The organism is Streptomyces sp. NPDC058464 (genome assembly GCF_042721035.1).
Lineage (GTDB): Bacteria > Actinomycetota > Actinomycetes > Streptomycetales > Streptomycetaceae > Streptomyces.
In genome coordinates this window covers 1-17,563 of the sequence record NZ_JBHXMA010000028.1, presented here as the reverse complement: position 1 = coordinate 17,563, position 17,563 = coordinate 1, and the positions used below count along the sequence as shown (strand labels likewise).

General features: G+C 71.1%; 12 protein-coding genes and 1 pseudogene. 6 read left to right on the top strand and 7 right to left on the bottom strand.

Annotated elements, in window-relative coordinates; translation table 11 throughout:
• The first annotated feature begins 100 nt into the window (after window positions 1–100).
• Window positions 101–2,647: a SpoIIE family protein phosphatase gene (locus ACFWPQ_RS32270; RefSeq protein ID WP_384042795.1), complete on the top strand. Its 2,547-nt coding sequence runs from the start codon at window positions 101–103 to the stop codon at window positions 2,645–2,647.
• On the opposite strand, the gene ACFWPQ_RS32265 is transcribed toward ACFWPQ_RS32270, so the two are convergent.
• Window positions 2,637–4,493: a right-handed parallel beta-helix repeat-containing protein gene (locus ACFWPQ_RS32265; protein WP_384042502.1), complete on the bottom strand. Its 1,857-nt coding sequence runs from the start codon at window positions 4,491–4,493 to the stop codon at window positions 2,637–2,639. The two genes, ACFWPQ_RS32270 and ACFWPQ_RS32265, sit on opposite strands and share 11 nt — an antisense overlap.
• 157 nt (window positions 4,494–4,650) lie before the next feature.
• A complete protein-coding gene (locus ACFWPQ_RS32260) occupies window positions 4,651–5,649 on the bottom strand; it encodes a LacI family DNA-binding transcriptional regulator (RefSeq protein WP_384042499.1) in 999 nt (332 codons plus the stop codon).
• A gap of 285 nt (window positions 5,650–5,934) precedes the next feature.
• Between ACFWPQ_RS32260 and ACFWPQ_RS32255 the strand changes: the two genes are divergently transcribed.
• From ACFWPQ_RS32255 to ACFWPQ_RS32235, 5 genes are all read left to right on the top strand, one after another.
• On the top strand, window positions 5,935–7,926 hold the full coding sequence (locus ACFWPQ_RS32255; RefSeq protein WP_384042496.1) for a hypothetical protein: 1,992 nt from the start codon (window positions 5,935–5,937) through the stop codon (window positions 7,924–7,926).
• Window positions 7,927–8,149: 223 nt separating this feature from the next.
• A complete protein-coding gene (locus ACFWPQ_RS32250) occupies window positions 8,150–9,277 on the top strand; it encodes a Gfo/Idh/MocA family protein (protein ID WP_384042494.1) in 1,128 nt (375 codons plus the stop codon).
• A complete protein-coding gene (locus tag ACFWPQ_RS32245) occupies window positions 9,274–10,200 on the top strand; it encodes a PmoA family protein (protein ID WP_384042491.1) in 927 nt (308 codons plus the stop codon). The genes ACFWPQ_RS32250 and ACFWPQ_RS32245 overlap by 4 nt, the downstream gene beginning before the upstream one ends.
• Complete coding sequence (locus ACFWPQ_RS32240; protein ID WP_384042792.1) at window positions 10,197–10,982, top strand: cupin; 786 nt, start codon at window positions 10,197–10,199, stop codon at window positions 10,980–10,982. The genes ACFWPQ_RS32245 and ACFWPQ_RS32240 overlap by 4 nt, the downstream gene beginning before the upstream one ends.
• A gap of 118 nt (window positions 10,983–11,100) precedes the next feature.
• On the top strand, window positions 11,101–11,979 hold the full coding sequence (locus ACFWPQ_RS32235) for a MarR family transcriptional regulator (protein WP_384042487.1): 879 nt from the start codon (window positions 11,101–11,103) through the stop codon (window positions 11,977–11,979).
• On the opposite strand, the gene ACFWPQ_RS32230 is transcribed toward ACFWPQ_RS32235, so the two are convergent.
• The 5 genes and pseudogenes from ACFWPQ_RS32230 to ACFWPQ_RS32210 all read right to left on the bottom strand — a co-directional run.
• Window positions 11,962–12,345 (bottom strand): metalloregulator ArsR/SmtB family transcription factor, encoded by a 384-nt coding sequence (locus tag ACFWPQ_RS32230; protein WP_361304366.1) that lies wholly within the window; start codon window positions 12,343–12,345, stop codon window positions 11,962–11,964. The two genes, ACFWPQ_RS32235 and ACFWPQ_RS32230, sit on opposite strands and share 18 nt — an antisense overlap.
• A 207-nt stretch (window positions 12,346–12,552) precedes the next feature.
• Window positions 12,553–12,927 carry a hypothetical protein gene (locus ACFWPQ_RS32225; protein ID WP_361304363.1) on the bottom strand — a complete coding sequence of 125 codons (375 nt, stop codon included), beginning with the start codon at window positions 12,925–12,927 and terminating at the stop codon, window positions 12,553–12,555.
• Between the two features lie 202 nt (window positions 12,928–13,129).
• A complete protein-coding gene (locus tag ACFWPQ_RS32220) occupies window positions 13,130–14,581 on the bottom strand; it encodes an alpha-amylase (protein WP_384042483.1) in 1,452 nt (483 codons plus the stop codon).
• Window positions 14,578–17,265: a glucosidase gene (locus tag ACFWPQ_RS32215; RefSeq protein ID WP_384042480.1), complete on the bottom strand. Its 2,688-nt coding sequence runs from the start codon at window positions 17,263–17,265 to the stop codon at window positions 14,578–14,580. The genes ACFWPQ_RS32220 and ACFWPQ_RS32215 overlap by 4 nt, the downstream gene beginning before the upstream one ends.
• Window positions 17,266–17,444: 179 nt before the next feature.
• Window positions 17,445–17,563 (bottom strand): annotated as a pseudogene (locus tag ACFWPQ_RS32210) (DNA-binding response regulator); the annotation flags it as partial.

Below are 17,563 nucleotides of genomic sequence, written 5' to 3'. Positions count from 1 at the left end.
GTGTTCGGTCAATGCGGTGAAAAGGGGCAAATCGCTACTTGATTTCGCTTCCGTCGTGCGGGTCCGCCCCGCCGCCGGCTACTCCGAGGACAACGGTTCGATGATCAGCACTGATGAAATGACCCCCGGCGACCATCCGAACATCCGCGAGCCCGCGGAGTCGGCGATCGCGATGCTCGACCAGCAGGGGACGGTGGTCGGCTGGACCCGGGCCGCCGAGCGGCTGGTCGGGCACTCCGCCGCCGACGTCGTGGGCCGCTCGGCCTCCGTCGTACTGCTGTCCTGCGAGGAAGCCCCGACGACACCGGAGTTCGTCGAGCAGTGCCGCGCCCAGCACGGCTGGTCGGGCACGGCGACGGTACGCCACCGGGACGGTCACGGGCTCCACGTCAGCCTGCGGGTCTCGATGCTGTGGGGGCAGGACGACACGGTCCGGTGGCTCGTGTCCGTCACCGACATCGGCACGGCCTCGGGGGAGGCGACGGACGGATCGGTCCGGGAGTCCCTGCTCGCCCGCGTGCCGATGGGCATCGTCGTGCGGGACCCGCACCTGCGGTGCACCTGGGTGAACGACACGATGGAGAGCCACGACGGCGTCCCCCGCGACCGGCGCCTCGGACGCCGGTTCACCGATGTGCTGCCCGGCCGCGAGGCCGAAACACTCGAGGCCGCGATGCGGGAGGTCGTCCGGAGCGGGCCCGCCACGGTCCACGACTACCGGGCGTGGCTGCCGTCCAGCCCGCCCGAGGAGCACACGTTCGCGGCTTCGATCTTCTGTCTCCAGGGCGCCGACGGCCGCGCGCTGGGGGTGTGCGTCATCAACGTCGACGTCACCGAGAGCCGGCGGGCGCGTGATCGCCTGGCCATCCTCAGCGAGGGCAGCACCCGGCTCGGCAGCAGCCTGGACGTGATGCGGACCAGCCAGGAGCTGGCCGACCTGGCCGTACCCCTGCTCGCCGACTACGTCGCCGTCGACCTGGAGCAGTCGGTCACCTACGGCGAAGGGTCCCCGGTCCGGGTCGGCCCGTCGGACGGCAGCCTTCCCGTGTTCCGGCGCGCCGGTCTGGCCTCGATCCGGCACGGGATCCCGGAGTCCCCGTGGGGCCGCGGCGAGGCGGTCCCCTGGCCGCCCGCCGCACCGTTCACCGACGTCCTGCGCACCGGGAGGCCCCATCTGGAGCCGGTCCTGGACACCGCTCCGGGCACCTGGATCGACCACGACCCGGCACGCGCGCGGAAGATCCGCGAGAACGGCATGCACTCGCTCATGGTGATACCCATCCGGGCGCGGCGCGTCCTGCTGGGCATGGCGGTGTTCGTCCGCACCACGGACTCGCGGCCGTTCCAGGAGGTCGACGTGCTCCTCGCCGAGGAACTCGTCGGCCGCGCCGCACTGTCGCTGGACAACGCGCGCCAGTACGCCCGCGAACACACCACGGCCCTCGCCCTCCAGCGCAACCTGCTCCCGCACCGCCTCAAGGGCGGCACGGCGGTCGAGACCGCCTCGCGTTATCTCCCCGCCGACATGGACCACGGCGTGGGGGGCGACTGGTTCGACGTGATCCCGCTGTCCGGCGCACGGGTGGCGCTCGTCGTCGGCGACGTCGTCGGACACGGCATCAACGCCGCCGCGACCATGGGCCGGCTCCGCACCGCGGTACGCACGCTCGCCGACATGGAGCTGCCCCCCGACGAGTTGCTGACCCACCTCGACGACACGGTCCAGCGACTGGCCGAGGCGGACACCGACACCCTGGAACGGTGCCCCGCGCCCCTCGGCGCCACCTGCCTGTACGCGGTCTACGACCCGGTCACCCGCCGGTGCACCATGGCACGGGCCGGGCACCCCCCGCCCGCGGTCGTCGACCCGCAGGGCCGGGTCAGCTTCCCCGACCTGCCCACCGGAACCCCGCTGGGCGTCGGGCTGGGGGTCCCCTTCGAGGCCGTGGAGCTGGAGCTGCCCGAGGGAAGTCTCCTCGCGCTGTACACGGACGGCCTGATCGAGACCCGCGACGACGACATCGAGGAGGGCATGCACCGGCTCGGCACCGCCCTGGCACAGCCCAGCCGGTCCCTGGAAGACCTCTGCGACCGCGCGCTGGGGACCCTGCAGGGGCGGGCACCCTGCGACGACTCCACGCTGCTCCTCGTCCGGACCCGCACGCTCAGCCCCGCCCAGGCCGTCTGCTGGACGCTGCCCGGCGACCAGACCGCCGCCCGCCACGCCCGGCACATGGCAGCCCGCCAGCTGGCCGAATGGGGCCTGGAGGGGCTGGAGGACCCCACGAAACTGATCGTCAGCGAACTGGTCACCAACGCGGTCCGCCACGGCAGCGGCCCGATCGGCCTGCGCCTGATCCGGCACCAGGTCCTGACCTGCGAAGTGTTCGACACGAGCACTTGTTCCCCGCGCCTGCGCAACGCCCGCACCAGTGACGAGAACGGTCGTGGCCTCTTCCTGATCGCCCGGCTGTCCCGACGATGGGGCTGCCGCTCCGCACCGGGCGGCAAGGTGGTCTGGGCCGAAGAGGACCTGGCCCCCGCACCGGTACCCGCGCGGACCCTCGGGGCACCTCCCGCGCACGAACGGCGGCCGACGGAGGCAACTGCCGTCGGCCGCCGGGGAGCCGGCTGCCTCAGTCCGTGACCACGGACGTGTTCAGCCCCTTGTCGTAGTGGTTGTCGGCGATGCGGATGCCCGTACTGCCGTGGAAGACGAACAGCGGCGAGGTGTACGGCGGTGCGTCGGCCTTGTCCAGCCGCCGCACGGTGTTGCCGGTGAAGGCGAACCCGCCGACGCTCTTGGCGTCGACGACCGTGACGTCACCGACGTCGAACCTGTTGTCCTCGACCTTGATGCCGTGGTGCACCGGGTGCGCCGGGTCGACGACCTGGTTGGTCGGCTCCACGAAGACGACCGGGCCGCTGGGCCGGGTGAAGGTGTTCCCGCGGATGGTGAGGTCGCTGACGGGACCGGACTCGTACCACTGGTAGGCGTCGGCGGAGACGTAGATGCTCGCCATGGACATCCCGTCGAACCGGTTGTCGGCGATGAGGACGGGCTTGCGGGTGGTGACCAGCACACCGCGGGTCGGGACGTTGCGGAACACGTTGTGCGAGATGACGACCGACGGGGTGGCCGTGACGTTCTCCACGACCGTGCCGTTGATCTCGGTCCCGGCGGGGACCGGCCGGTCGAAGGTGACGGTCATCGTGGTCAGCGGCTTGTCGTGGGCCATGCCGCTCGGCCCGTCGACCGCGGTGACCACCGCGTGCGCGTCCGTCAGCGGGGTCATCGTGCGCTTGTCGGTGAACTCGACCTCGTCCCCGGGGGCGAACTGCGGGAAACCGGCGGTCTGCGGGTGCTCGTAGGCGAGGGTGACGGTGGACGGTCCGGGCTTCCCGACGACCTCCAGGTAGGTGCCGTGGATGTTGATCGGGTCGTCCTGCGGGCCGTCGAAGACGCTCCTGGTGATCGAGACCTTCCCCTTCACCCCGGACATCTGCACGAAGTCCGCGAAGGAGGCCGTGGAGCGGCCGGACGCCGGATCGGGCGCGAAGTTCACCCGGTCGATCGTGATGTTCTCGCTGAGCTGCCCGACCACACCGAAGGACTGGAGGTAGTAGGCGTTCATCCTGCGCAGGGTGACGTTCTTCGACTGCCAGATGAACGCGCCCGGTTCCGTCCGCTCGATGTTGCGCATCTGGTAGACGAGCCCGGCGTCCGCCGGCCGCGCCGAGGTGGTGTAGTCGATCCGGATCCGCCGGTGGCCCAGGTCGGTGACCGAGGCGACGTCGTTGAACAGCGGGTTGTCCCCGCGCCAGGTCCGCTGCGCCTTCGGGTCGTGTATCTGGGTGTACTGCAGTCCGTCGGTACCCGACCAGTACGGCTGCCCGGTGGCCGGGCTGGTCTCGCCGAGCCAGCCGATGTGCGCGCCGTTCACCTGGTACGGGCTGCCGGCGGGGATCGACAGGACGCGGTAGGCGTGTCCGTCCTTGACGCCGGCGTCGGCCACGGTCGCGTCGACGACCTCGGGGGCCGCGTAGTCGAAGGAGAAGTTCGTGAAGGTCACGTTCGTGGACCGGATCGACGCGAACGCCGTCTGGAGACCGTGGTAGACGAGCTCGGCCCCGCCGCCGTCCACGGTGACGTCGTGCATGTCCTCGATGAGCAGTCCGATCTTCTTGTCCCGGTACCGCTGGTCGGCGCCCACGGTGTTGGACACGTAGAGCTCACGTGTCTCGGCCCGCTCGGGATAGAGCTGATAGGTGCCCTTCGAGAACACGATCCTGACCGGCCGGTGCAGGCTCCTGGCATGCCGCAGCGCCGCGGTGACCGCGGGCGCCGAGTCCGTCCGGCCGGTGGGATCCGCCCCGTAGGCGTCCACGTCGACCACGACGGGCGCCGACGGTCTCGGCGCCGCGGCGACCGGACCGGCTCCACCACCTCCCAGCAACGCGAGTGCCACTCCTAGAAACACGAACCGCGACATAGCCCCTCCGGGAGCATCCGTGAGCCACGAAACATCCGATGAATGTGCGAATCAATGCCCATGTCGGCCGACCACCCGGGCATTTCTGCTGTGCGTGGTACATGAGTGACGTGTTCAGTACCTACAGATCCGATGAATCAGGGGAGACCCGATCCGCCTATTCCTGCTTCGGCGGCGCCGTGCTCGCGCGGATCACCAGTTCGGGGTCGAAGAGGAGTTCACCGACGGGGACGTCGCGGTTGCCGACCAGGGCGATGATGCTGCGCGCCACTTCGGAGGCCAGGCGGTCGGCCGGCTGGCGGACCGTGGTGAGCGGCGGGTCGACGAAGTCCATGATCATGGCGCCGTCGTAGCCCACGACCGACACGTCGCCCGGGACGTCGTACCCCTGGCGGCGCGCGCCCCGGATCGCGCCCAGCGCCATGTAGTCGCTGGCGGCGACGACGGCCGTGGCGCCCCGGCCGAGCAGCGAGATCGCGGCGGACTGGCCGCCCTCGACGGTGTACGACTGCCGCACCACCCACTGCTCCGGGTCCTCGACGCCGCGCCGGGCGAGCGAGGAGACGAAGCCGCTGACCCGGCGGTCGGCCGGGCGGTTGCCGACCGGCCCCGACGCCATGCCGATCCGGCGGTGACCGAGCCGGTACAGGTGGTCGACGGCGAGTTCGGCGGCCAGCAGGTCGTCGGTGGAGAAGACCGGCGCCTCGTCCCCGCCCTCGAACTGGCCGTTGACCCCGACGAACGGGATCCGGCGCGAGCGCAGCAGTTCGTACGCCTGTGGGTCCGCGCCCTCGATCGTGTTGCTGGCGGAGAGGAAGACGACGGCGGCGACACCCCGGTCGGCCAGGGACGTCAGGAAGTCCAGCTCCTGCACCCCGCCGGGGAAGCACGGGCACAGGATCGTCTTCAGCCCGTGCGGGGCGAGCGTGGTCTCGATCCGCTCGCAGACGTCGGCGAAGAACGGGTTGGACACCAACTCCGTGATGACCGCGACGAGGTGGCCCTGCGTCTGCCGCTCGTACCCCAGCTCGGCCATCGCCTGCTCGACCGCCTCGCGGGTCTTGCGCGACACGCCCTGGCGCCGGTTGATGACACGGCTGACCGTGGCCTCGCTCACCTGTGCCCGGACCGCGACCTCGGTGATGCCGACCTTCATGCGGTTCCCTCCGTCACCCGTGCGCCGGCCGTCGATGATACGTGCCCGCTCGTCACGGACGGTCATGCGCGACGAACGCGTGACGCGGCTGGAAGCTAGCAAGCGCGCCGTCCCGCTTGCAAGAGATCAGTGAAAACTTTCATTCCGACCTGCAATGCGGAATCGCATGTGGACTGCGTGTCTTGCATGTTTCTTCCGCATGACCATTGAACCGCCTCATCGGCCCCTGCTAGCTTGCGGCCACTCGGCCGCCCCACCCGCCGTCACCGAAGACCGGGAGTTCCGATGAAGCCCTCAAGACTCGTGCTGCTCACCGCTGTTGCCCTCCTCATGTCGACGGCCCCCGCGCTGTCGGCCACGGCGGCGCCGGGACAGGGCGCGGCCGCCGCGTCCGGCGCCGGATCGACCGCCCCCCAACTCGCCATCCAGGACCCGGGCTTCGAGAACGGCGGGACAGGCTGGACCTTCGGTCCGGGTACCGGCGTCGGCACCGGCAACCGCCACGGCGGCAGCCACTTCCTCTACCTCGACGCCGGAGCGGGCAAGAGCGCCGAGCAGACCATCGTCGCGCCCCGCAACGGCAGTTACGACTTCTCCGCGTGGATCGGCAGCGCCGGGACCGGCGGCACGTACACGATCCGGCGCAACGGCGAGACCGTCGGCACGGTCGAGCTGCCGCAGCACGCCGGCTATGCCAGGTACACCATCAGCAACGTCCGGCTGAAGACCGGCGACCGGTTGGAGATCGTCTTCGGCTCGGGCAGCGCCTGGGTGAACGCCGACGACCTGATGATCTCGCCGGCCGCGTCCGCCGACCCCGAGGTCACCTCCTCGGACCCCGAGATCGCCGAGATGTTCGTCTGGGCCAGGAAGAAGGCCAACAGCTGGGTGCAGCTGCCCGGCACCACCGGCCCGGTCAACGTCGACGAGTACCAGACCGGCGGCACCGGGACCGCGACGTACGAGCCCACCTACTGGGCCGGATACGCCAACCGCAGCGCCTACTACTCCCGGGACATGACCCACCAGCTCGCCGGCGCCCACCTCCTCGGCCTCGACACCGAGAACGAGACGATGCTCCGCTCCTACGCGGCATCGGCCACCGCCGAGCACAAGTACTTCCCCGTGTGGTCCCTCAACTTCGACGCCAAGACGTACCTGAGCATCGACTACAAGAGCCCCGACAACTTCGTCCGCGAGGTGCCGGCAGTCTTCGAACTCGTCGAGAAGGCCGCCCAGGCCTACCTCTGGACCGGCGACCGCACATACGTCGACGACCCGGTGCTCTGGGACTTCTACCGGCACGCCACCGACCAGTTCATCGACCTGCACAACTCCGCCAAGGACAACGGCAAGGTCAAGGTCGCCGAGGGCACCGGCCAGGGCATCTTCGCCGGCGCCGCCAGCTACAACGAGCAGGACGGCGACGACCTTGCCGAGGCCGGGGACACCATCGCCACCGAGTACCAGGCGTACCTGGCGATGGCCGTGCTCGCCCGCGGCAAGGGCGACACCAAGCTGGCCAGGACGTACGACCGGCGGGCCGCCGATCTGAAGAAGTACTTCAACGACACCTGGAGCGGCACCGGAAGCGGCGCCGACATGGTCCGCGCCTACACCGTCTCCGGCACCCCGGTCACCGGCTGGGGCAAGGAGAACAGCGTCTTCATGCCGATGAAGCAGATCATCGACCCCGGCCCGCGCAACGACGCCTACCTCGACTACATCGAGGCACAGGAACTGGGACCGCAGGGCTCGCCCAACATCGAGTCCACGACGTACCTGCCCGACATGTTCTTCAACAACAACCGCAACGACACCGCCTGGGCGTGGATGAAGAAGATCTACGGCGAGCGGGACATCCAGCACGTCAACTCCAGTCAGGGCCCGAACGGCGACTACCCGGAGGTGTCGTTCACCCTGGTCAGCCAGACCGTCCAGGGGCTGATGGGCATCGCGCCGGACGCCGCGGACCGCACGGTGACCACCCAGTCCCGGCTGCCCTCCGGCATGGACTGGCTCCAGGCGGCGGACGTGCCCATCGGCAAGGACACGATCACCGTCCGGCACGACGGCTCGACGAGGACCACGCTGACCAACAACGCGCGCGGCGGGGCCTACCACTGGGAGGCCCGCTTCCCGGGCGTCCACAAGAAGATCAAGGTCAACGGCGTCCCGCAGCACGTGCGCACCAAGAAGGTGAACGGCGTGACGTACACCTACGCCACGCCGACCGTGAAGGCCGGGGCGACGGTGGTGGTGCAGGTCTCCGGCTGACCCGACCGCCCCTGCCGGTCCGCCGGGCACGCCGGCCGTCCCCTCCGGACGGCCGGCGTCGACGCATGCCCGGACGCGGACAAACAGGCACAGAGCCTTTTCGGGAGCTTCTCTGCGCCATCGCTGCGCGGGGGGTTGTCCTGACATTCCTCCGGACCTAGGGTCGCCCGCAGGGCAAGCGCTTTCCCCTCGTCTTGGTCGCCGGCACTCCCAGGAGGACCGCATGTCCCCCCACCCCGCCCGCCGCCGCGTCGCCGTGATCGGCACCGGCGCGATCGTCGGCGGCAGCCATCTGCCCGCCCTCAGCGCTCATGCCGACCGTGCCGAACTCGTTGCCGCGGTCGATGTCGACCAGGCCCGCCTCGACGCCTTCCGCGAACTCGCCGGACCCAGCGGCAGCCAGGTCGCCGGGTACACCTCGGTCGACGCCATGCTGGACGCCGTACGCCCCGACCTCGTCCTGGTCGGCACACCCCCCTCCCTGCACCGTGAGCAGACGGTCGCCGCGCTCAAGGCCGGTGCCTGGGTGCTGTGCGAGAAGCCGCTGTGCCTGTCCCTAGCCGAGTACGACGAGATCGCCGCCGCCGAGGAGGCCTCCGGCGGCTACGCCTCCGTCGTCTTCCAGCACCGCTACGGCTCCGGCGCCGTGCACGCCCGCGAGCTGATCACCGGCGGCGAGCTGGGCGCCCCGCTGGTGGCGCACTGCCAGACCACCTGGCACCGGGACGCCGCCTACTACGCCGTCCCGTGGCGCGGCACCTGGGCCAGTGAGGGCGGCGGGCCCACCATGGGCCATGGCATCCACCAGTACGACCTGCTGCTGCACCTGCTCGGCCCGTGGACGGAGATCCGGGCCATGGCGGCCCGCCTGGTCCACGACACGGAGAGCGAGGACGTGTCCACCGCCCTGGTCCGCTTTGCGAACGGCGCGCTCGCCACCGTCGTCAACAGCGTGCTCTCGCCGCAGGAGGTGAGCCGCATCCGGGTCGACTGCACGGACGCCACCGTCGAGCTCACCCACCTGTACGGCCATCGCAACGAGGACTGGGTCTACACCCCGGCCCCGCACGTCCCCGCCACGCGCGCCGACGCCTGGCGCACCCCCTCGGCCGACGTGCCCAGCTCGCACACCGCCCAGCTCGGCGCGGTGCTCGACGCCCAGGACGCGGGCGTACGGCCGCCGGGCAGCGGCCCGGACGCCCGCGCCACCCTCGAATTCGCCGCCGCGCTGTACAAGTCGGCCTTCACGGGCCGCCCCGTGCACGCGGGCGAGATCGGCCCCGGCGACCCCTACTACGCAGCCATGCACGGCGACCACCCCCACTGGGCCCCCACCGAGGAGCGCGCATGAGCATCCGTGTCAGCCACGTCCACGGCGAGCACATCGCGGTCGCGGCACCGGACGGCACCGAGATCCTCCGTTACGTCTACCGTCCGGACCCCGAGGCGTACGAGGCGCGCAAGCCGTACGCCCACCCGGTGCGCACCCTGGCCGGGCGGACCGTCACCGGCTACCGGCCGAGCGACCACCGCTGGCACAAGGGCCTCCAGATGACGGCCAGCCACCTGTCCGGGCAGAACTTCTGGGGCGGCAACACCTACGTCCACGGCCGGGGTTACCAGGTGCTGCCGGAGCGGGTCGGCTCCATGCGGCACGACGGATTCACCGAGTTCGCCGTCGCGGACGACCGGTTCGCCTGCACCGAGCGGCTGACCTGGGTGGCGAACGGCGGCGCCGAGTGGGCGCGGGAGGTGCGCGGGCTCACCGTCCACTCCGTCGACGGGCGGGCCGGCGCCTGGGCGCTCGACTGGTCGATCCATCTCACCAACGTCCGCGACGAGCCGCTGACCTTCGGTTCCCCCACCACCGAGGGCCGCGAGATGGCCGGATACACCGGACTGCAGTGGCGCGGGCCCCGGGACTTCACCGGCGGCACCGCGTTCGGCCCGGACGCCGTCACCGGCGCCGAGAAGCTGATGGGCACCCAGGGCCCCTGGCTCGCGTACACCGCCGAGCACGACGAGGTGGACGCGCACTCGACGATCGTCTTCGCGCACGTCCCCGAGAACCTCGACGGGCGGACGCCGGTCCACGAGTCGCACTGGTTCGTGCGCGCGGAACCGATCCCCACGGCCGCGTTCTCCTGGGCGTTCTTCGAGGAGTTCGACCTGCCGCCCGGCGAGTCCTTCGCCTACCGCTACCGGATCGTCTTCGCCGACGGCGCCTGGGACGCCGACCGCGTCGCCGCCCACCTGGAGGGCCTGCCGTGGTGAACACCCCTGACGGGCCCGCAGCGGTGAACACGCCCAAGCCCGCGCTGCCCCACCCCCTCCCCGGCGCCGTCGGCCTGTCCCACCTCAGCGCCTACGACTGGGAGGCCGCCGACGGCGTCTGCGGCGGCAGCCCGCACCTCCACCTGGTGTGCACGGAGGCGTACGTCGTCACCGGCGGCCGGGGTGCCGTGCAGACCCTCAGCCCCGACGGCTACCGGGACATCCCGCTGGAGCCCGGATCCGTCGCCTGGTTCACCCCGGGCACCGTGCACCGCATGGTGCAGGGCGGCGACCTGCGCATCACCGTGCTGATGCAGAACAGCGGGCTGCCGGAAGCCGGGGACGCCGTCTTCACCTTCCCGCCCGAGGTGCTCGCCGACCCCGAACGGTACGCGGCCGTGGCAACGTTGCCACCCGGTACGGGAGCCGAGGTGGAGGAGGCCGCCCGGCGGCGCCGGGACCTCGCCGTCGAGGGCTACCTCGGGCTGCGCGAGGCGCTGGTCGCCGGGGACGACGGCCCGTACGCCGAGTTCCAGCGGGCCGCCGCCCGGCTGGTGCGCGGGAAGGTGCCCCGCTGGCGCGAGCTGTGGCGGGCCGGCGCACTGGCCACCGCCGAGCGCACTGGCGCCCAGCTGGACGCGCTGCAGGCCGGCGAGCCGGGGTACCTCGGCGAGGCCACCGCGCACGAGACCGCGCCCACGCGGCTCGGGGGGTTCGGGATGTGCGGCCGCCGCGACGAGTACAACCTGCCGGGGACGACGCTTCCCTACGGCGGCGAGTAGCAGAGGTATCCAGGGGCTGCACGTCGGCTGCGGTTCCGCTTCCGTGGCCCGCTGTTCGCGATGCGGGACACGGGCCCCGATCGGGGCGTAGAAGAGAGCCATGTCAGTATCAGCATCCATGCCGACCCGCGCCGGCGCCGCCCGGGACCTGTGGGGGCTGGTCGAGCCGATCCACGCCGTCGTCTACTTCGCCCCCGAGCCGCTGGAGGAGTTCAGGGCGGCGGGCTACCGCGGTTTCTGGATGGGCTACTTCGCCGGACGGGCCGCTCCCCTGGGCAGTGCCGGAGCCGACGTCGTGCATGCGCTGTTCTACAACTTCGCCCACGAGCGGGTGGGCCGTGCCCTGCCGGCGGCCTGGAGCTTCGCCCCGCCGGACGAGGCCCTCGAAGCACGCGTACGAGGATCGGTGCGTGCGCTCCGCCGGGCACTCGGCCCCGCGGCCGACGGCGCGGAGGTGGCCCGGGCGGCGGAGCTCGCCACGCGGGCCGCCCGGTCGGCTCCCCGCGAAGGCCGGGCGCTCTTCGCCGCCAACCGCTCCCTGCCCGTGCCCGAGGAGCCCCTTGCCCGGCTGTGGCAGGCCGCGACGCTGCTTCGGGAACACCGCGGCGACGGTCACGTCGCGGCTCTGGTCGCCGCCGGGATCGGCGGCCGCGAGTCGCATGTCCTGCACGCGACCGCGAGCGGGATCCCGCGCGCGGTCTACGGGCCGGCCCGCGACTTCGACGAAGCGGAGTGGAGGGCGAGGTACGACGCCCTCGAACAGCGAGGACTCCTGGAGGACGGCCGGCTGTCCGTGCGTGGACGCCGGCTCAAGGCCCGGATCGAGGAACGGACCGACCGACTGGCGGCCACCGCCTACGACGCGCTGACCACCGGCGAGACCGAGGAACTCACCCGGCTCCTGCGCCCGCTGACCCACGCCGTGGTGCGCGAGGGCGACATTCCCCTGGACAACCCCATGGGACTCGACCTGCGCGCGTCACTTGACCAGCCTTGAACTCACCGGGTCGCCCGCGGACAGGGGCGAGGCGGACGCGTCGGCCTGCCGTAGCTCGGCGAGCAGCACGTTCTGCCCGCTGAGCAGCTCGGTGAGGATACGGCGGGCGGCGCGCAGGAGGTCGGCGACATCGCCCCCGGCCAGTGCGTAGCTGACGGTGGAACCCTCCCGGATGGACACCACGATGCCGGACCGGCGCAGGACCGCCAGCTGCTGCGAGAGGCTGGACGGCTCGATCTCGATGTCGGCGAGCAGGTCCCGGACCGGGACCGGCCCGTGCTGGAGCAGTTCCAGGACCCTGATCCGCACGGGGTGCCCGAGCATGCGGAAGAAGTCCGCCTTGGCCTGGTAGAGGGGGACTTGCATGACCGCTCGCTCTCTGCCGGTCGGGTCGGGAGGGGGTGTCGGGTGCGGCGGCGCCTCGCGGCACCGCCGCACCGGCCCTGTACAGCCGATCCTTGCCGCCCGGAGCCCTGTGCAGGCATGACTTGGAATCATGCTGATGTGGTCACTTGGTGACTTGAAGAAGTTTTCACATCGTGGGCGCACGGAGCCCCGGACTCGGGATCGCCTCTAGACCTCGAGCTGTTCCTCGACCCGCTTGAGCTGGTGACGGGCCATGGCGAGGTTCGAGCGCTCCTTGTCCAGAACCAGGTAGAGGAACAGCCCGTTCCCGCTGCGGCCGGTGATCAGCCGGATGAGGTGGTACTGCCTTTCGAGGGTGATGAGGATGTCCTCGATCCGGCCCTTGAGGCCCAGCTGCTCCATCGTGCGCACCTTGGCCCGGATGACGTCCGTGTTCCCGGCCGCGGCGATCGTCAGATCGAGGTCCTTGCCCCCGCCCAGCGTCCCCAGCGCCATCCCACTGGTGTAGTCGACCACCGCGGCCCCCAGGGCCCCCTCGACCGCGGTCATCATTTCCTTCATCGACACTTCCACGCTCGCCATGACGGCGCCTCCCCTTCGGATGTCGGTTGCGACGGGACCGGCTCTCGGCGTCCCCGTCCGATGCAGGGACCGTAGGCCGAGGGGAGCGGCGCCGGGACGGCGTCTCCGTGTCTGACGCATGATGGTCGAAGAGCTGCGTCATTCGTTCGTTCGAGCGACGGAAACTGGTGCGGGAGTGGGCGAAGTTGAATCTCCGCCCCGACTACCGGGGGAGCGAGAGCAGGTGCCGGCTCCAGGGGTCCAGCGCCACGAACAGGCCCGGGTCGGCCAGTTCGTCGCCCTCCCGGTCGTAGGTGCCGCCGTCGAGCAGCCCGGTCAGCCGGCAGGAGTGCCCGCGCAGTCCGTCCCAGGGCAGCGGAACCCGCCCCTGGGCGGGCTGCCCGGAGTAGTTGATCACGACCAGGCAGCGTTCCCGGGCCGTGCTCCAGGACCAGGCGAGCAGGTTGCGGTGGGTGTCGTTGTCCGGCCAGCCGGTGCAGTCCAGCAGCTGCCAGTCGCCGTCGCGGACAGGGGCCACGGCGGCCACCAGACGGTCGTAGAAGTCGCGCAGGGACGCGTCGGCCGGTTCCTCGGGCCGGCGCGCGAGGAACACGGGCGGGCGGACCCTGCGGCCCTCGAACTGGCCCTCGTGCCAGAGGGTCGCGCCGGGCAGGGTGGCCACGGCCACGGCCGCCGCCCGCTCCTTTTCGCCCGGCAGGGTGGCGGCGGCCCGGGGCTCGTCGTGGTTCTCCAGGAACCGGACGAGCCCGCGCTGGTACCCGAGACCGGCCTGCACATGGGCGCGGACGGAGTCGGCGTCCTCGTGGACCAGGCGGTCGTAGAGCCGCTTGTCGTAGCAGTGGTCGAAACCCTGCTGCTGGAGCGCCCATTCGAGATCCCAGTACGCCTCCGCGACGAAGAGGAGACCCGGGTGGCGCTCCCGCACCGCGCGGATGACGTACGGCCAGAAGTCCTCGGCGGGGACCTGCCCCGCCCGGTCGCCCCAGGTCTTGGCGAACACGTCGTTCATCGGCAGCATCGCCATGTCGCAGCGCACGCCGTCGGCCTGGTCGCCGATCGACACCAGTGTCTCGACCGTCGCCGCCCGGAGCCGCTCGCTGAAGGCGTTCAGCTGGACCACGTCCGGCCAGGGCGGGAAGTACGGGTCGCGGCCGCGCGCGTACACCTGCCCGCCCGCCTCCAGGAACGACTCCGGCGCCCGGGCCAGGTCGTCCGGCGTGCCCCGGACCAGGCAGTCCGGCCGCTCGGTGAGCCAGGGGTGGTCGGGGGCCACGTGGTTGGGGACGTAGTCCAGGATCAGCCGCACTCCGCGCGCGGCGAGTTGGGCCCGGGCCGCGGCCAGCCCCTCCGGACCGCCGAGGGCGTCGTCGACCACGTAGTTCCGGACGCAGTACGGGGACCCGGCGATGTCGGCCTCGGTGAGATCGGGCAGCGCCGCGCGGAAGGAGGCGAGCAACTCCTGGTCGTCCAGGGCGATCCGCAGCCCGGCCGGGCTGCGCTGCCACACACCCATCAGCCACACGGTGTCCACGCCCGGCCGGGCCACCTCGTCCCAGACCTCGACCGGGACGTCCCCGAGGGTGACCGGCCGCCCGTACCGTCCGCCCAACTCGCCGAGCCACACCAGGGTGTTGATCTCGTAGATCACCGTCATGACAGCGGCTCCTCCCGCAGGGCGCCCCAGTCTCCCGCGCCGACGACATGGAACAGGGTGGCGGTGACCGCGGCAAGGCCGGTCCAGCCGGTCTGGTGGGAGGCGCCGAGGCCGGCGCCGTTGTCGCCGTGGAAGTACTCGTAGAACAGGATCAGGTCCTTCCAGTGCGGGTCCTTGGCGAACTTGGGCTGGGAGCCGTGCACCGGGCGGTGGCCGTCGTCGTCGCTCAGGAAGGTCGAGGTGAGCCGGCCGGAGATCTCCCGGGCCACCTCGTACAGGTTCAGCTGCCGGCCGGAACCGGTCGGGTACTCCACGGTGAAGCCGTCACCGTGGTAAGCGTGCAGGTTCAGCAGCGCGCGGACGAGCAGGATGTTGACCGGGAACCACACCGGGCCGCGCCAGTTGGAGTTGCCGCCGAACATGCCCGAGTCGGACTCGGCGGGCAGATAGCCGACGCCGTACGTCTCCCCGTGCACCTCGAACGTGTAGGGGTGCGCGGCGTGGTGGCGGGACAGGGAGCGGATGCCGTGCGGGCCGAGGAACTCCTCCTCGTCGAGCATGCGGGTCAGGATCCGGCGCAGCCGGTCCTCGTCGAACAGCGCGAACAGATGCCGTCCCGCCGCGCCGGACCCGAGCGAGGGGTGGGAGGCGACCAGCCCCTCGACGGCCGGATGCCGACGCACGAACTCCCGCGCGCCCTCGACGAGTTCGGGGAACCGCTGGTCGGTCCAGGCGCCCACCACGCTGGTCGCGACGAGGGGGATCAGACCGACCAGGGAGCGCACCCGCAGCGGGGTCGCGCTGCCGTCGGGCAGCCGCAGCACGTCGTAGAAGAAGCCGTCCTCCTCGTCCCACAGGCTCGCGTTGTCCTTGCCGATGCGGTTCATGGCGACCGCGATCCACGCGAAGTGCTCGAACAGCGTCTGGGCCTGCTCGATGTACACGGGGTTGTCGACCGCCAGCTCGACCGCGATCTCCAGCAGGTTCTGGCAGTACAGGGCCATCCACGCGGTGCCGTCGGCCTGGTCGAGGTGGCCGCCGGTGGGCAGCGGCGCGCTGCGGTCGAAGACCCCGATGTTGTCCAGGCCGAGGAACCCGCCCTGGAAGACGTTGTTGCCGTCGACGTCCTTCCGGTTCAGCCACCAGGAGAGGTTCTTCATCAGCTTCTGGAAGGCGTTCTCCAGGAAGGCGCGGTCACCGCTCCCCGTGCGGTGCTTCTCCAGTTCGTAGACGAAGAGGACGGCCCAGGCGTGCACCGGCGGGTTGACGTCGCCGAAGTTCCATTCGTACGCCGGAATCTGGCCGTTGGGATGGAGATACAGGCGGCGGAGCAGCAGCTCCAGCTGCGACTTGGCGAAGCCGATGTCGACCATGGACAGCGCGATGGTGTGGAAGGCGAGGTCCCAGGCCGCGAACCACGGGTACTCCCAGGTGTCCGGCATCGACATGATCTCGTCGTTGACCATGTGGTACCAGGCGCTGTTGCGGACCCGAGGGTCTGCGGCGAGCGGATCGACGCCGTGCTCGGCGAGCCACCGCTCCACGTCGAGGTAGTAGTACTGCTTGCTCCACAGCATCCCGGCCAGCGCCTGCCGCACCAGCAGCCGTTCGTCCGCGCCGAGGCCGTCCGGGACGACCCCCTCGAAGAAGGAGTCGGCCTCGGCCCGGCGCGCGTCCATCACCTGCCCGAACCCGCCCCACGGGTCGGCGGGTTCATCGCGCGTCAGACGCAGCCGGACGGTCGCGCTGCCGCCGGCGGGCACGGTGAGCACCTGGTGGACGGACGCCTTGGTGCCGGTGTGCCCGGGGTTGACGGCGTCCTGCTCGCCGTCGACGACGTACCGGCCGATGCCGTCCTTGACGTACGGGGTGGCGTTGGGGCTGCCGAAGACGCGCTCGTTGTCGGTGTCGTTCTCGGTGAAGAGGGGCTCCGCCCCGCCCTCGAAGTACAGCCGGTGGGTGCCGAGTTCGTCATGCTCGGCGAGGATCGCGCCGTCCGTGCGCCGCAGGCCGGGCACCGCGGTGCCGCCCGCCCACGACCAGGTGTGCCTAAACCACAGCGTCGGCAGCAGATGCAGTGCGGCCTCGTCGGGGCCGCGGTTGTGCGCGGTGATCTCGACGAGCAGGTCCTCGGGACCGGCCTTGGCGTACTCCACGAACACGTCGAAGTAGCGGTCCTCGTCGAAGACACCGGTGTCCAGCAGCTCGTACTCGAAGTCGCCGCGCCCCCGGTCGCGGTTGACGGCCACCAGTTCGTCGTAGGGGAACTCCGCCTGCGGGTACTTGTAGAGGAACCTCATGTACGAATGGGTCGGTGTGCTGTCGAGGTAGAAGTAGTACTCCTTGACGTCCTCTCCGTGGTTTCCCTCGGCGTTGGTGAGGCCGAACATCCGCTCCTTGAGGATCGGGTCGCGGCCGTTCCACAGCGCGAGCGCGAAGCACAGCCGCTGCTTGTCGTCGCTGACGCCCGCGATGCCGTCCTCACCCCAGCGGTAGGCACGGGAGCGGGCCTGGTCGTGCGTGAAGTACGACCACGCGTCGCCGGTGGGGCTGTAGTCCTCGCGGACCGTGCCCCACTGGCGCTCACTGAGGTACGGCCCCCACCGCCGCCACGGCACCCGCCCCGCGTCGGCCTCCGCCAGCCGCAGCCGCTCGGCGTCGGCCCCGCCCGTGTTCTCCGTCATCGCACGCCCTCCCTGGACACCTTCACTCGGACTCGGACGTCCCGGACTCGCTCGCCACCATTGTGCGGCGGTCCGCGCCGTCCCAACCCTCGGCGAGCCGCTTCGCTCGGCTGCCGGGAGTGGGTTCGCGTGTGTCGTGGTGTCCTGGTGACCTGGGCCTGGGCTCGGTCCCCGGCGGCCTACTTCGCCGGTCGGCCCCCGGTCTCCGGCTGTTCCAGGTGGGAGGCGAGGACCGCGGCCTGGACGCGGCGCTGGACGCCCAGCTTGGCGAGGAGGCGGGAGATGTGGTTCTTGACGG